Annotated in this window: 14 protein-coding genes; 13 read left to right on the plus strand and 1 reads right to left on the minus strand. The window is 70.2% G+C overall.

The features are described from left to right. Positions 1-114: 114 nt before the first annotated feature. The 12 genes from HC362_RS26290 to HC362_RS26345 all read left to right on the plus strand — a co-directional run bounded on the left by HC362_RS26290 (position 115) and on the right by HC362_RS26345 (position 9,798). Positions 115-939 carry an ArsR family transcriptional regulator gene (locus HC362_RS26290; protein ID WP_243086619.1) on the plus strand — a complete coding sequence of 275 codons (825 nt, stop codon included), beginning with the start codon at positions 115-117 and terminating at the stop codon, positions 937-939. After that, complete coding sequence (sufB, locus tag HC362_RS26295) at positions 936-2,357, plus strand: Fe-S cluster assembly protein SufB (RefSeq protein WP_209267103.1); 1,422 nt, start codon at positions 936-938, stop codon at positions 2,355-2,357. Before HC362_RS26290 ends, sufB begins: the two co-directional genes overlap by 4 nt. A 67-nt stretch (positions 2,358-2,424) precedes the next feature. After that, on the plus strand, positions 2,425-3,606 hold the full coding sequence (sufD, locus tag HC362_RS26300; protein WP_243086620.1) for a Fe-S cluster assembly protein SufD: 1,182 nt from the start codon (positions 2,425-2,427) through the stop codon (positions 3,604-3,606). Beyond that, positions 3,603-3,929, plus strand: coding sequence for a non-heme iron oxygenase ferredoxin subunit (locus tag HC362_RS26305; RefSeq protein WP_209267105.1), 327 nt, complete (start codon positions 3,603-3,605; stop codon positions 3,927-3,929). The genes sufD and HC362_RS26305 overlap by 4 nt, the downstream gene beginning before the upstream one ends. Positions 3,930-3,936: 7 nt before the next feature. Next, positions 3,937-4,701, plus strand: coding sequence for a Fe-S cluster assembly ATPase SufC (gene sufC, locus HC362_RS26310; RefSeq protein WP_209237907.1), 765 nt, complete (start codon positions 3,937-3,939; stop codon positions 4,699-4,701). Continuing rightward, entirely contained in the window at positions 4,698-5,954 is a 1,257-nt protein-coding gene (locus HC362_RS26315) for a cysteine desulfurase (protein ID WP_209267106.1), read from the plus strand. Before sufC ends, HC362_RS26315 begins: the two co-directional genes overlap by 4 nt. Before the next feature lie 9 nt (positions 5,955-5,963). Next, entirely contained in the window at positions 5,964-6,437 is a 474-nt protein-coding gene (gene sufU / locus HC362_RS26320) for a Fe-S cluster assembly sulfur transfer protein SufU (RefSeq protein ID WP_243086621.1), read from the plus strand. Beyond that, positions 6,434-6,763, plus strand: coding sequence for a metal-sulfur cluster assembly factor (locus HC362_RS26325; RefSeq protein WP_209237910.1), 330 nt, complete (start codon positions 6,434-6,436; stop codon positions 6,761-6,763). The genes sufU and HC362_RS26325 overlap by 4 nt, the downstream gene beginning before the upstream one ends. A 148-nt stretch (positions 6,764-6,911) precedes the next feature. Continuing rightward, positions 6,912-7,232 carry a multidrug efflux SMR transporter gene (locus HC362_RS26330; protein WP_243086622.1) on the plus strand — a complete coding sequence of 107 codons (321 nt, stop codon included), beginning with the start codon at positions 6,912-6,914 and terminating at the stop codon, positions 7,230-7,232. Next, positions 7,232-7,804, plus strand: coding sequence for a TetR family transcriptional regulator (locus HC362_RS26335; protein WP_243086623.1), 573 nt, complete (start codon positions 7,232-7,234; stop codon positions 7,802-7,804). The genes HC362_RS26330 and HC362_RS26335 overlap by 1 nt, the downstream gene beginning before the upstream one ends. A gap of 64 nt (positions 7,805-7,868) precedes the next feature. Next, positions 7,869-8,861: a 2,3,4,5-tetrahydropyridine-2,6-dicarboxylate N-succinyltransferase gene (dapD, locus tag HC362_RS26340; protein ID WP_243086624.1), complete on the plus strand. Its 993-nt coding sequence runs from the start codon at positions 7,869-7,871 to the stop codon at positions 8,859-8,861. A gap of 97 nt (positions 8,862-8,958) precedes the next feature. Further along, complete coding sequence (locus tag HC362_RS26345) at positions 8,959-9,798, plus strand: EI24 domain-containing protein (protein WP_243086625.1); 840 nt, start codon at positions 8,959-8,961, stop codon at positions 9,796-9,798. A 7-nt stretch (positions 9,799-9,805) separates the two neighbouring features. Here HC362_RS26345 and HC362_RS26350 read toward each other — a convergent pair whose 3' ends face one another. Then, positions 9,806-11,743: an endonuclease/exonuclease/phosphatase family protein gene (locus tag HC362_RS26350; RefSeq protein ID WP_243086626.1), complete on the minus strand. Its 1,938-nt coding sequence runs from the start codon at positions 11,741-11,743 to the stop codon at positions 9,806-9,808. Between the two features lie 187 nt (positions 11,744-11,930). Between HC362_RS26350 and HC362_RS26355 the strand changes: the two genes are divergently transcribed. After that, positions 11,931-13,580 (plus strand): hypothetical protein, encoded by a 1,650-nt coding sequence (locus HC362_RS26355; RefSeq protein ID WP_243086627.1) that lies wholly within the window; start codon positions 11,931-11,933, stop codon positions 13,578-13,580. Positions 13,581-13,703 lie beyond the last annotated feature (123 nt).

Genomic DNA, 13,703 nt, shown 5'->3' on the forward strand with positions numbered 1-13,703 from the left:
CCTTACGTGATGCACCCCATTGCGGCTGGTCACAGCCACCGCTTGCCGGGGTCAGCCGAATTAAGCAACAATGACGTTGTGAAAAAGAGGGAGCAGGCTCGGGAGGACCGACCGATGGCCGCACAGGCCACCGGGGCCGCCGCCGCGTCCGGCCCCTCCACAGCCCAGGATGAACAGCACGGCACGAGGAACAAGGTCGCGCGCTCCATTCTCGACCACGGTCCGTCCACCGCGGCCGAGCTGGCGCTGCGCCTGGAACTCACCCAGGCCGCCGTACGCCGTCATCTGGACGCGCTCGTCGCCGAGGGCGTCGTCGAGGCCCGCGCCAAGCGGGTCTACGGCTCGCGCGGCAGGGGACGCCCCGCCAAGGTCTTCGCTCTGACGGACTGCGGCCGGGACGCCTTCGACCAGGCGTACGACCAGCTGGCCGCCGACGCGCTGCGGTGGATCGCCCGCACCGCCGGTGGCGGTGAGGTCGGGGAGGCCGCTGTCGCGGCCTTCGCTCGTGCGCGCGTCGAGGCACAGGCGGAGAAATACCACGAGGCGCTGGCGAGCGTCCCACCGGAGGAACGGGCGCAGGCGCTGGCGCGTGCGCTGTCCGAGGACGGGTACGCTGCCACCGCGCGTGCCGCGCCCGCCCAAGCCGGCGAGCAGCTCTGCCAGCACCACTGCCCGGTGGCCCACACAGCCGAGCAGTTCCCCCAACTGTGCGAGGCGGAGACCGAGGTCTTCTCCCGGCTGCTCGGCACGCACGTCCAGCGCCTGGCGACCATCGCGCACGGCGACGGAGTGTGCACGACGTTCATCCCCAGGACGCACGCGCACCCCAAGTCCGCCGCGGCGAAGCCCCCGGCGGCCAGGACGCCGGTAACACCACCCAAGAACAGCAACGCCAGCAACGCCACCAACGCGAACGAGGCCGGGAGGAACCCCGCATGACCGCTCCTACGGAGACTGCTCACCCCGAGCTTGAGGGGCTGGGCAAGTACGAGTACGGCTGGGCCGACCCCGATGCCGCGGGCGCAGCCGCCAAGCGTGGCCTGTCCGAGGATGTCGTCCGCGACATCTCGGGGAAGAAGAACGAGCCCGACTGGATGCTCAAGCTGCGGCTCAAGGGCCACAAGCTCTTCGAGAAGAAGCCGATGCCGAACTGGGGCTCGGATCTGTCGGGCATCGACTTCGACAACATCAAGTACTTCGTCCGGTCCACCGAGAAGCAGGCCCAGAGCTGGGAGGACCTGCCGGAGGACATCAAGAACACCTACGACAAGCTCGGCATCCCGGAGGCGGAGAAGCAGCGCCTGGTCGCCGGTGTCGCCGCGCAGTACGAGTCGGAGGTCGTCTACCACCAGATCCGTGAGGACCTGGAGAAGCAGGGCGTCCTCTTCCTGGACACGGACACCGCGCTGCGCGAGCACCCCGAACTGTTCCAGGAGCACTTCGGCACGGTCATCCCGGCCGGGGACAACAAGTTCGCCGCGCTGAACACCGCGGTGTGGTCGGGCGGCTCCTTCATCTACGTGCCGCCGGGCGTGCACGTCGACATCCCGCTGCAGGCCTACTTCCGGATCAACACCGAGAACATGGGCCAGTTCGAGCGGACGCTGATCATCGTCGACGAGGACGCCTATGTGCACTACGTCGAGGGCTGCACGGCGCCGATCTACAACTCGGACTCGCTGCACTCGGCCGTCGTCGAGATCATCGTCAAGAAGGGCGGCCGCTGCCGCTACACGACGATCCAGAACTGGTCGAACAACGTCTACAACCTGGTCACCAAGCGCGCCGTGGCCTACGAGGGCGCGACCATGGAGTGGGTCGACGGCAACCTCGGCTCCAAGGTGACGATGAAGTACCCGGCGGTCTACCTCATGGGTGAGCACGCCAAGGGCGAGACGCTGTCCGTCGCCTTCGCGGGCGAGGGCCAGCACCAGGACGCGGGCGCCAAGATGGTCCACATGGCCCCCCGCACCTCCTCGAACATCGTCTCCAAGTCGGTGGCCCGCAGCGGTGGCCGCACCTCGTACCGCGGTCTCATCGAGATCGGCGAGGGCGCCGAGGGCTCCAAGTCCAACGTGCTGTGCGACGCGCTGCTGGTCGACACCATCTCGCGCTCCGACACCTACCCTTACGTCGACGTCCGCGAGGACGACGTGACGATGGGCCACGAGGCGACGGTCTCCAAGGTCAGCGACGACCAGCTCTTCTACCTGATGAGCCGCGGGCTGTCCGAGGACGAGGCGATGGCGATGATCGTGCGCGGCTTCGTCGAGCCGATCGCCAAGGAGCTGCCCATGGAGTACGCGCTGGAGCTCAACCGGCTGATCGAGCTGCAGATGGAAGGGGCCGTGGGCTGACGCCCTCCGCCCCGCCCCCCTGAGGCAGCACCGTCCTTGATCCCAGAAAGCGAGCAACACGACAGCCATGGCTGAGGCCCAGAACATTCCGGCTGGTTCGAGCACCGCCGGAGCCATCGCGGTGGCCGCAGAGTCCACCACCGCCACGAGGATGAGCGCTCCGCCGTCCTTCGACGTGGCGGACTTCCCGGTGCCGCACGGCCGCGAGGAGGAGTGGCGGTTCACTCCTCTGGACCGGCTCAAGGGCCTGCACGACGGCACGGCGCAGGCGACCGGCACGGTCAAGACCGAGGTGTCGGCGCCTGACGGCGTCACCGTCGAGAAGGTGTCCCGCGACGACGCGCGCATCGGCCGCGCCGGCAAGCCGGTGGACCGGGTGGCGGCCCAGGCGTTCTCCTCGTTCGAGAAGGCCAGTGTCATCTCGGTGCCCAAGGACGCGGTGCTGACCGAGCCGGTGCGGGTCAGCCTGCACGGCGAGGGCGGGGTCACCTACGGGCACACCGTCTTCGACATCGGAGCCTTCGCCGAGGTCGTCATCGTCATCGACCACACGGGTGACGCGGTGCGCTCGGCCAACGTGGAGTTCGTGGTCGGCGACGGCGCCAAGGTCACCGTGGTCTCCGTCCAGGACTGGGACGACACGGCCGTGCACTGCTCGCAGCACAACGCGCTGGTGGGCCGGGACGCGACGTTCAAATCGGTCGTGGTCACCTTCGGCGGCGATCTGGTGCGGCTCAACCCCCGGGTCAGCTACGCGGGCCCCGGCGCCGAGGCCGAGCTGTACGGGCTGTACTTCACCGACGCGGGGCAGCACCAGGAGCACCGGCTGCTGGTCGACCACGACACCCCCAACTGCCGCAGCAATGTCGCCTACAAGGGCGCACTTCAGGGCGACGACGCGCACGCGGTGTGGATCGGTGATGTGCTCATCCGGGCCGAGGCCACCGGCACCGACACCTACGAGCTCAACCGGAACCTGGTGCTCACCGACGGCTCGCGGGTCGACTCGGTGCCCAACCTGGAGATCGAGACCGGCGAGATCGTCGGCGCCGGGCACGCCTCGGCCACCGGCCGCTTCGAGGACGAGCAGCTGTTCTACCTGATGGCGCGCGGCATCCCCGAGCGTGAGGCGCGCCGCCTGGTGGTGCGCGGCTTCTTCGCCGAGCTCGTCCAGCAGGTCGGCCTGCCGGATGTGGAGGAGCGCCTCATCGCCAGGATCGAGGCGGAGCTGGAGGCATCGGTCTCATGAGCGAGGAAGCCTTTGTCAAAGCGGCTTCGCTGAGCGAGCTGGAGGAGGACACCCCGCTGCGGGTGGAGCTGGGCGGCGTCCCGGTCTCCCTCGTCAAGACCGAGGGCGAGGTGTTCGCCATCAACGACATCTGCTCGCACGCCAACGTGTCGCTCTCCGAGGGCGAGGTGGAGGACTGCACCATCGAGTGCTGGCTGCACGGCTCCCGCTTCGACCTGCGGACCGGTAAGCCCTCCGGACTGCCCGCCACCCGCCCCGTCCCCGTGTACCCCGTAAAGATCGAAGGGGACGATGTGCTCGTCTCCGTCACACAGGAGTCCTGAAGTCCCCATGGCAACGCTTGAGATCAACGACCTGCACGTCTCCGTCGAAACCGAAGGCGGCCCGAACGAGATCCTGCGCGGCGTCGACCTGACCGTGAAGCAGGGCGAAACGCACGCGATCATGGGCCCGAACGGCTCCGGCAAGTCCACGCTGGCCTACTCGCTGGCGGGGCACCCGAAGTACACCGTCACCAGCGGCTCGGTGAAGCTCGACGGCGAGGACGTCCTGGAGATGTCCGTCGACGAGCGCGCCCGCGCCGGTGTCTTCCTCGCCATGCAGTACCCGGTCGAGGTCCCCGGTGTCTCGGTCTCCAACTTCCTGCGCACCTCGGCGACCGCCATCCGCGGCGAGGCCCCCAAGCTGCGTACCTGGGTCAAGGAGGTCAAGGAGGCCATGGAGCGCCTCTCGATCGACCCGGCGTTCGCCGAGCGGAACGTCAACGAGGGCTTCTCCGGCGGTGAGAAGAAGCGCCACGAGATCCTGCAGCTGGAACTGCTGCGGCCGAAGATCGCGATTCTGGACGAGACCGACTCCGGGCTCGACGTGGACGCGCTGCGTGTCGTCTCCGAGGGCGTCAACCGCGTCCGCGAGACCGGCGAGGTCGGCACCCTGCTGATCACGCACTACACCCGCATCCTCCGCTACATCAAGCCGGACCACGTGCACGTCTTCGCCAAGGGGCGGATCGCCGAGTCCGGCGGCCCCGAGCTGGCCGACAAGCTGGAGGAAGAGGGCTACGAGGAGTACGTGAAGGGTGGTGCCACTGCGTGACACAGCTCCCGGGTCTTCTGGACACCGAGGCGATCCGTAAGGACTTTCCGATCCTGGACCGCCTGGTGCACGACGGGCAGAAGCTCGTCTACCTGGACAACGCCGCCACCTCGCAGAAGCCGACCCAGGTGCTCGACGCCCTGGCCGACTACTACGAGAAGCACAACGCCAACGTCCACCGGGGCGTGCATGTGCTGGCCGAGGAGGCCACGGCGCTGTACGAGGGCGCGCGCGACAAGGTCGCCGCGTTCATCAACGCGCCCAGCCGCGACGAGGTGATCTTCACCAAGAACGCCTCGGAGTCGCTCAACCTGGTGGCGAACATGCTCGGCTGGGCGGACGAGCCCTACCGCGTCGAGCGGGACACCGAGATCGTCATCACGGAGATGGAGCACCACTCCAACATCGTTCCGTGGCAGCTGCTGTCGCAGCGCACCGGCGCGAAGCTGAAGTGGTTCGGGCTCACCGACGAGGGCCGGCTGGACCTGGCCGGGATCGAGGAGCTGATCACCGAGCGCACCAAGGTGGTGGCGCTCACGCTCGTCTCCAACATCATGGGCACCTTCAACCCCGTCGAGGACATCGTGCGGCGGGCCCAGGAGGTGGGCGCCCTGGTCGTGGTGGACGCCTCGCAGGCGGCCCCGCACATGGTGCTGGACGTGCAGGCGCTGCAGGCCGACTTCGTGGCCTTCACCGGGCACAAGATGTGCGGTCCCACCGGCATCGGCGTGCTGTGGGGGCGCCAGGAGCTGCTCAACGACCTGCCGCCGTTCCTCGGCGGCGGGGAGATGATCGAGACCGTCACGATGCACTCGTCGACGTACGCTCCGGCACCGCACAAGTTCGAGGCGGGCACTCCGCCGGTGGCCCAGGCCGTCGGGCTGGGCGCCGCCGTGGACTACCTCTCGGCGATCGGCATGGACCGTATCCAGCAGCACGAGCACGCGCTGACCGAGTACGCGGTGCGCAAGCTCAATCAGATCCCGGACCTGCGGATCATCGGCCCGGCCACGGCCGAGGACCGCGGCGCGACGATCTCGTTCACGCTGGGTGACATCCACCCGCACGACGTGGGTCAGGTCCTGGACGAGCAGGGCATCGCGGTGCGCGTCGGCCACCACTGCGCCCGCCCGGTCTGCCTGCGGTACGGAATTCCTGCGACGACACGAGCGTCGTTCTATCTGTACTCCACGCCCGCCGAGGTGGACGCCCTGGCGGACGGCCTGGAGCACGTACGGAATTTCTTCGCTTAGGGGCTGTCGGTGAAGCTGGACTCGATGTACCAGGAAGTGATCCTGGACCACTACAAGAATCCGCATGGGCGTGGGCTGCGCGACGGCGATGCCGAAGTGCATCACGTCAACCCGACGTGCGGTGACGAGATCACCTTGCGTGTGCGGTACGACGGCGACACCATCGAGGACGTGTCGTACGAGGGCCAGGGCTGTTCCATCAGCCAGGCCAGCGCCTCGGTGCTGAACGAGCTGCTGGTCGGCAAGGATCTGGCCGAGGCCCGCAGGATCCAGGAGAGCTTCCTGGAGCTGATGCAGTCCAGGGGCCAGCTGGAGCCGGACGACAAAATGGAGGACCTGCTGGAGGACGCCGTGGCGTTCGCCGGGGTCTCGAAGTACCCGGCGCGTGTGAAGTGCGCGCTTCTGAGCTGGATGGCGTGGAAGGACGCGACGGCGCAGGCGCTGGGGACCGAAGCCGACTCGGCCAAGGAGAAGACCGCATGACCGAGATGACCACCAAGCCCGCGAGCGAGGACGAGGTCCGCGAGGCGATGATGGACGTCGTCGACCCCGAGCTGGGCATCGATGTCGTCAACCTCGGCCTGGTCTACGGCATCCACATCGACGACTCGAACATCGCCACCATCGATATGACGCTCACCTCGGCGGCCTGTCCGCTGACCGACGTCATCGAGGACCAGGCGCGCTCGGCAACCGAGGGCATCGTCAACGAGCTGAAGATCAACTGGGTCTGGATGCCCCCGTGGGGCCCGGACAAGATCACCGACGACGGCCGCGAGCAGCTGCGGGCCCTGGGCTTCAACGTCTGAGCGCTCCGGGACTTGCGTACGTACGCCGAAACGGCCGCGCACCCACCGGGTGCGCGGCCGTTTTCGTACGCGGCCGCACGATCCCGCGCGAGAGCGGTACGAAAAAACTTGTGTACGACCGTACGTATCGCTGTGTACGCTCGTACGCATGGTCTATATGACGCTGGCGGGCGCGATCCTCGCCGAGGTGCTGGGGACGACCGCGATGAAGTACAGCGACGGCTTCAGCAAGCTGGTGCCCTCGCTGGTCACGGCGGCCGGCTATCTGGTGGCCTTCGTGCTGCTCGCGCAGACTCTCAAGAGCATGTCCGTGGGGACCGCCTATGCCATCTGGTCCGGGGCCGGAACCGCGGCCATCGCGCTGATCGGCATGGTGTTCATCGGAGAGGCGGTCACCGCCATGAAGATCCTCGGCCTGCTGCTGGTGATCTGCGGCGTGGTCGTCCTCAACCTGGGAGGAGCACACTGATGGGCCGGCGCTACGACCCCGAGCGGCGGCAGCGCATCATCGACGCGGCGATCCGGACAGTGGAGCTGAAGGGCATCTCGGCGCTGAGCCACCGCTCGGTCGCAGCCGAGGCCGATGTGCCGCTAGGCTCCACGACGTACCACTTCGCGAGCCTGGACGACCTGCTCGTCGCGGCGCTGCGGCAGGTCACCTGCGGGCCGCAGTCCGGGCTCGAGACATGGGACGCCGAGCTGTCGGGCGACGAGCCGCTGCTGGACGCGCTGACCCGGATCCTGGAGGAGTACACCTCCGGCGCGCACGGGCGGATCCGGCTGGAGTACGAGCTGTATCTCGCCGCACTGCGCCGCCCCGCCCTCCAGCCGGTCGCGGCGGCCTGGATCGACGACTGGGTCGAGGTGGTCGGCCGCCACACCGCCGACCTCGCCACCGCGCGGGCGCTGGCGGCACTGATCGACGGGCTGCTGCTGCAGTTCCTGCTCACCGACCGGCCCTTCGACCGGGCCGAGGTGCGCTCGGCGCTCGCCCGGGTGCTCGGCGAACCGGCACCGCCCACCGGCCGTGACGAACCGTGACGGCCGCTGCCCGACCTGTGGACCGGTTCGTCATTCCCTACCCGGGCCGGATAGCGTTCCAGGTATGACCGAAGCACCCACCTCTCCCAGTACCACCGGCGCCGTCGCCGCCGGCCTCGCCACCGTCGCCGCCGACGGAACCGTTCTGGACACCTGGTTTCCGCAGCCGGAGCTCGTCGCCGAGCCCGGGCCCGCCGGAAGCGAGCGGCTGAGCGCGGAGCGCGCCGCTGAGCTGCTCGGCGAGAGCGCGCCGCAGGCCCTCGGCCAGGACCCCCGCCGCGGGGTCGAGGTCGTGGCCGTCCGTACGGTCATCTCCTCCCTGGACGACAAGCCGCTGGACGCCCACGACGTCTATCTGCGGCTGCACCTGCTCAGCCACCGGCTGGTCAAGCCGCACGGCCTCAGCCTCGAAGGGCAGTTCGCCCACCTGGCCAATGTCGCCTGGACCAACCTCGGCCCCGTGCCGGTGGACAAGGTCGAAGAGGTCCGGCTCGCCGCCCGCGCCTCGGGCGCGCACCTGACCGTGACCAGCGTCGACAAGTTCCCGCGGATGACCGACTACGTGGTGCCCAAGGGCGTGCGCATCGGCGACGCCGACCGCGTACGGCTCGGCGCACACCTGGCCGACGGCACCACGGTCATGCACGAGGGCTTCTGCAACTTCAACGCCGGAACCCTGGGCACCTCCATGGTCGAAGGCCGGATCAGCGCGGGCGTCGTCCTCGGCGACGGCACCGACCTCGGCGGCGGCGCCTCGATCATGGGCACCCTCTCCGGCGGCGGCAAGCAGATCATCTCCATCGGCGAGCGCTGCCTGATCGGCGCCGAGGCCGGCATCGGCATCTCGCTCGGCGACGACTCCGTGGTGGAGGCCGGTCTCTACGTCACGGCCGGCACCCGCGTCACCCTCCCGGACGGCAAGATCGTGAAGGCGCTGGAGCTGTCCGGCGCCACCAACCTGCTCTTCCGCCGCAACTCGGTGACCGGCGCCGTCGAGGCCCTGCAGCGCAGCGGCTCCTGGGGCGGTCTGAACGAGGCGCTGCACAGCCACAACTGAGCAGCCCCGCTGGGATCAGTCACAACTGGGCAACCGATCGGGCGGCAGCCCCGACGGCCGTCCCGCGCGCATGCCCGTAGGCCATAGGCTTACGGGCATGCGCGATCTTGGGGCCGGAATGCGGTACTTGGGGCGGGGACAGCAGTGGGTGCTCACCCACGGGCGGTGGTTCGGGTTCGGGCTGTTGCCCGCGCTGATCACTCTCGTCCTCTACGCGGCGGCCCTCACGGCGCTCGGCTTCTGGGCCGACGACATCGCCACCTGGGCCACGCCCTTCGCCGACGACTGGGGCACCACCGGACGGGCGCTGACCCGGGGGGTCTTCGCTGTCATGCTGTGGCTCGGCGTGCTGATGCTGGCGGTGGTCACCTTCGCCGCCGTCGCGCTGCTGATCGGCGATCCCTTCTACGAGAAGCTCTCGGAGCAGGTGGAGGAGAGCGAGGGCGGGCTGCCCGCGGGCATGGTCGAGGAGTCACTGCTGCGCGGGCTGTGGACCTCGCTGTGCGACAGCCTCTACGTCCTTTTCCGGACGCTGCTGTTCACGGTCCCGCTGTTCTTCCTCGGCTTCGTGCCGTTCATCGGGCAGACGGTCGTACCGGTGGTCGGCATCTGTGTCTCCGGCTTCTTCCTCACCCTGGAGCTCGCCTCGGTCGGACTGCAGCGCCGGGGCGTACCCGTACGGGAGCGCCTTGCGATGCTGCGGCAGCGCAAGGCGCTGGCGCTCGGCTTCGGGGCGCCCCTGGTCCTGGCCTTCCTGGTGCCGCTGCTCGCTGTCCCCTTGATGCCGGGCGCTGTCGCGGGGGCGACGCTGCTGGTGCGGGATCTTGTCGGGGCGCCGCCCGCGCCGGGCCCCGCCATGGGTGGCCCGGCGCCTTATGGGGGGCCGCCGCCTGCGTACGGTACGCCGCAGTACGGTCGGCCGGGGGCGCCCCGCTGAGAGGCGATCAGCGGATGCGGACCACCGAGGGGTCGTGGTCGCTCGTCTGGTCAGCGAACTCCGCGTTGATGTGGACGATGTCGTATTCGGGGCGGCCCGCGCCCGGGCTGGTCAGCAGGTGGTCCAGGGTCTGGGAATTGCCGTTGAAGACGTAGCCGTAGCGCTCGTCGGCGGGCAGCCGGTTCATGGGGCTGGTCAGCGCGTGGCCGGAGCGCAGCGTCTTGAGCGCGGGCGAGAACGGGAAGTCGTTGAAGTCGCCGCCCGCGACGACGACGGCGTTCCGGTCGACTGCCCGGATGTCCCTCACGAACCGGTTCACCACCTTGGCCTGTTCGATACGCTGCGGCTCCGAGTGCCGGGCGGGCGGCTGGAAGCGGCCCTCCATGGGCTGGTCGCCGTCCAGGTCGCCGCCGCCCTTGGAGCTGAAGTGGTTGGCGATCACGAACACCGTGCGGCCCCGGAAGCGGAACTCGCCGGCCAGCGGCTTGCGGCTGGCCTTCCACGCGGGGTCCTGCGGCGCGATCCGGCCCGGCGATGCGGACAGCGCGGGCTCCCCGCCCTTGTCCACGACCTTCACCGGGGTCGTGGTGTCGCCGCCGGGGCGGTCGGTGAAGGAGACCCGCTCGGGGTTGTAGAGGAAGGCCACGCGGATGTTGCCGCCGGGCTGGCCGCCGTCGGCCTTGTCGGCCGGGTCGATCTGGCGCCACTCGTAGGAGGGGCCGCCCGCCTTCCGGATGGCGTCGGTGAGCATCTCGAGCGTCTTGCCTGCGCCGACCGTGCCGTCGTCCGTCGGCCCGGTGTCGTCCTGGACCTCCTCGACGGTGACGATGTCGGGTGAGGAGAGGTTGGTGACCAGCCCGTCGGCCAGCCGCTCGAACTTGGCCGGCTCGGACCTGGGGGAGAGGTTCTCGACGTTGTACGTGGCCACCGCCAGTTCGTTCCGGCGCTGTGCGCGGGTGCGCTCACGCTGGAGGTGGTTGTCGCGGTGGTCGCCGAGCGTGGTGGCGCGCAGCGTGTAGCCGCCGTACTGCTCGTAGTCCAGCGGGCCTTCGGTGGTGCCGCGCAGCTCGTCGCCCACATCGGCCTTCGGGAAGGGGTGTTCGGCCAGCGGGAGGAGCGAGGAGACCTTCATCCGGGCGCCGTTCTGGTCCTCGTAGGAGCCGTAGAGGGTGCCGCCGCGTGGGGTGGGGTTCTGCCGGGGGTCGGTGGTCACCCACAGGTCGTGGTAGCGCGAGGTGGGGCCGGTGACGCGGACGTCGCGGACGGAGACCCGCATGCCCTCCAGCGACTCGTAGCGGTCGAGCGCGTACCGGTTCGGACGCAGTCTGCGGTCCTCGATGCTGCCACCGTCCGCGTCGGGCGCGTAGGCATCGGGGACGGAGCGCGCCGTCAGCCGGACGGGGCGCGGCAGCTCGGCGTCCGCGACGCTGCCCGTCGTCTCCCAGGACGCGCCGGTCAGCTCGGTGACCGACTGGTTGCCCGCCTCCTTGCCGCCCGGGTAGTACTCCTGGACCTTCCCGCTCACACGCAGCGCGTCCCCGACCGCGACCCCGGGGCTCCTGCCCCCGGTGTAGACGAAGATCCCCTCGCTGGTGGCGCGGTCGTGGTCGGGGCGCGGGTCCTGGAGCCAGAAGCCTCGCGACCCGCCGAAGTCCCGTACGCCGATGACGATTCCGGCCACGCCGGTGACGCTCTTCCCGGCGAACGGCGAGAGCCGGGTTCTGCCCTGGATGTCGTGGATGCGGGGCGACGAAGCGGAGTCCGCGCCGGCGGCGGGCGCCGTTGCGCCGGCGGGGGCGGGCAGGACGAGGAGCGTGGAACAGACGGCGGCGACGGTGAGGGCCGCGGTCCGGGTGCTCCGGCGGGAGAGCGGGCGGGACGGGAGGTGGGACGGCACGGAGGGCCTCCGGGATGCGTGGGGACACGGACAGCTGTACGCGGGCATTCTCTACGCGCGTAAAGCATGGCGGGCCAACAGGAGTTGTCAAGGTCGTGACAGCCTGGGGCGGGGGCGCGCCGCCACCTCGTTACGTGCCCGGTGCACGATTCGGGCACCTGGGGACAGAACCCGTCTACGCTGGGTCCTCGCACCGTCCGGCAACCCGTAGGACCCGTAGGAGATGAACCCGCACATGACCGGTGACGACCGTCCCACCCTGCCGCCCGTACGGCTGCCCTCCGATGCCGAACTGGCGCGGGACGCACTGGCCGCACCGCTCCTGGCGCGCGCTGTGGAGCTCACCCGCTGGGCGCGCGCGGGCAGCCCCGCGGGCGCGGGCATCCCGGTGGGCGCCGGCGGCGAACTCCTCTCCCAGCAGCTCAAGGAGGCGGCCGCGCACCTGGGCCTGAGCGGCGATGAGGAGGCACCGGCCCTGGCGGCCGACGCCTGGAACTTCGCGGTGGACACCGGGCTGTTGGCGATCGACGAGGACGAGGAGACAGCGGGCGACGCGGGCGACGGGGGACGCGCGGCCGGAGGCGGCGCGGGAGCCGCAGGGGAGACCGGACCCGGCAGTGACGAACCGGTGGGCGTGGCCACGCCGGACGCCGAACTCGGCGGTCTGACGGGCGACCCCGGGGCCGCCGCCCCCGCCCCGGGCGAGATCCTCGAACTGTGGCGCACCGGCCTGGAGACCGTGCTCGCGGACGCCGCGACCCCCAGCTTCGAGGAGCTGCTGGGCGGCATCGAGGGCGCGGTCGGTGAGGACGGCGAGATCGACCCGGACGCCATCGACCTCGACGCCATCGACTGGAATCCCGAGGAGGAGACCGAAGCACTCGACAGCGCCCTGGGCAACCTCTATCTGCTCACCGCCACCGACCCCGCGGTCGCCGCCGGCTCGATGGTGCCGCTGCCCGTGCTGGCCGCCTCGATGACGGTGCCCGAGGGGATGGACGAGCCCACCGACGAGGTGCTGGAGGAGGTCTCGACCACGATGATGCGGCTGGACGAACAGTTCCGCATGCTGGAGCCGACCGGACTGGTCGCCTACCAGCCGGTGGACGAGGCCCTCACCCAGGAGGCCGCGGACGGCGAAGAGGTGCACGGCGCCGACGACTTGAGCGCCGACCTCGACGACGAGGACGTCTCCCGGTACGGCATGGTGCGGCTCACCCCGCTCGGCCTCTACGGCGTACGCGAGCGGATGCGGGAGGCCGGTCTCGAGGTGCCCGCGGTCGGGGACCTCGCCGGCGCCGGTGCCGACAAGCTGCTGGCGGCCCTGCCCGTCTATTCCGAGGAGATCGCGCGCAGCGAGATCGAGATGTGGTTCGCCGCCCGCGCCGCCGCGGCCGAGGGCACCGACGGGGCAAGCGGGGAGGGCGGCACCCTGGGCGCCGCGCGCGAACTGCTGGCGGCGGCGCGGGGCGTGGACGAGGCGGCACCCGTGCGGCGCCTGGCCTGCCAGCAGGCGCTCTCACTCGCGGGGCCGGAGGCCGAGCCCGCGCTGCGCGAGGTGCTCGACGACCGGCAGTTGGGCGGGCTGGCCCGGGTCTGGCTCGCCGAGCGCGGCGCCGCGCAGGTGCCGCAGCCGGACGAGGAGATGGTCTTCTGGCTGACCATCGACACCATCGCCGCGCAGGTCGCGACCGCGGGCGAACCGGACGAGCTGCGCGAGTTGGTGCGGGATCTGGTCGACCAGCACGCCGGGTTCTTCGAGAAGGCCTGGCGGGTGGAGCATCCGGCCACCGGCGATGTGCTGGAGACGATGGGCCGGGTGCACCCGGACAAGCGAGTGGCCAAGGAGGCCCGCAAGGCCGCCTTCAAGGCACGCTCCCGGTGAGCCGCGTCCGGGCGGGTACCCGCGGGGCGACGGCGCGAAACCGGCCGATGGCCCGGGCGATGGTCCGACACCGGGCGATGGTCCGACACCGGGCGACGGCCCGAAGCCGGGTGACCGCGTGCA

This window comes from Streptomyces sp. 891-h (genome assembly GCF_022760275.1).
GTDB lineage: Bacteria > Actinomycetota > Actinomycetes > Streptomycetales > Streptomycetaceae > Streptomyces > Streptomyces spirodelae.

Bases quoted from the DNA above. Each gene is read 5' to 3' on its own strand.
- HC362_RS26290 (WP_243086619.1), top strand. From the start codon at position 115: ATGGCCGCACAGGCCACCGGGGCCGCCGCCGCGTCCGGCCCCTCCACA.
- sufB (WP_209267103.1), top strand. From the start codon at position 936: ATGACCGCTCCTACGGAGACTGCTCACCCCGAGCTTGAGGGGCTGGGC.
- sufD (WP_243086620.1), top strand. From the start codon at position 2,425: ATGGCTGAGGCCCAGAACATTCCGGCTGGTTCGAGCACCGCCGGAGCC.
- HC362_RS26305 (WP_209267105.1), top strand. From the start codon at position 3,603: ATGAGCGAGGAAGCCTTTGTCAAAGCGGCTTCGCTGAGCGAGCTGGAG.
- sufC (WP_209237907.1), top strand. From the start codon at position 3,937: ATGGCAACGCTTGAGATCAACGACCTGCACGTCTCCGTCGAAACCGAA.
- HC362_RS26325 (WP_209237910.1), top strand. From the start codon at position 6,434: ATGACCGAGATGACCACCAAGCCCGCGAGCGAGGACGAGGTCCGCGAG.
- HC362_RS26330 (WP_243086622.1), top strand. From the start codon at position 6,912: ATGGTCTATATGACGCTGGCGGGCGCGATCCTCGCCGAGGTGCTGGGG.
- HC362_RS26335 (WP_243086623.1), top strand. From the start codon at position 7,232: ATGGGCCGGCGCTACGACCCCGAGCGGCGGCAGCGCATCATCGACGCG.
- dapD (WP_243086624.1), top strand. From the start codon at position 7,869: ATGACCGAAGCACCCACCTCTCCCAGTACCACCGGCGCCGTCGCCGCC.
- HC362_RS26345 (WP_243086625.1), top strand. From the start codon at position 8,959: ATGCGCGATCTTGGGGCCGGAATGCGGTACTTGGGGCGGGGACAGCAG.
- HC362_RS26350 (WP_243086626.1), bottom strand. From the start codon at position 11,743: ATGCCCGCGTACAGCTGTCCGTGTCCCCACGCATCCCGGAGGCCCTCC.
- HC362_RS26355 (WP_243086627.1), top strand. From the start codon at position 11,931: ATGACCGGTGACGACCGTCCCACCCTGCCGCCCGTACGGCTGCCCTCC.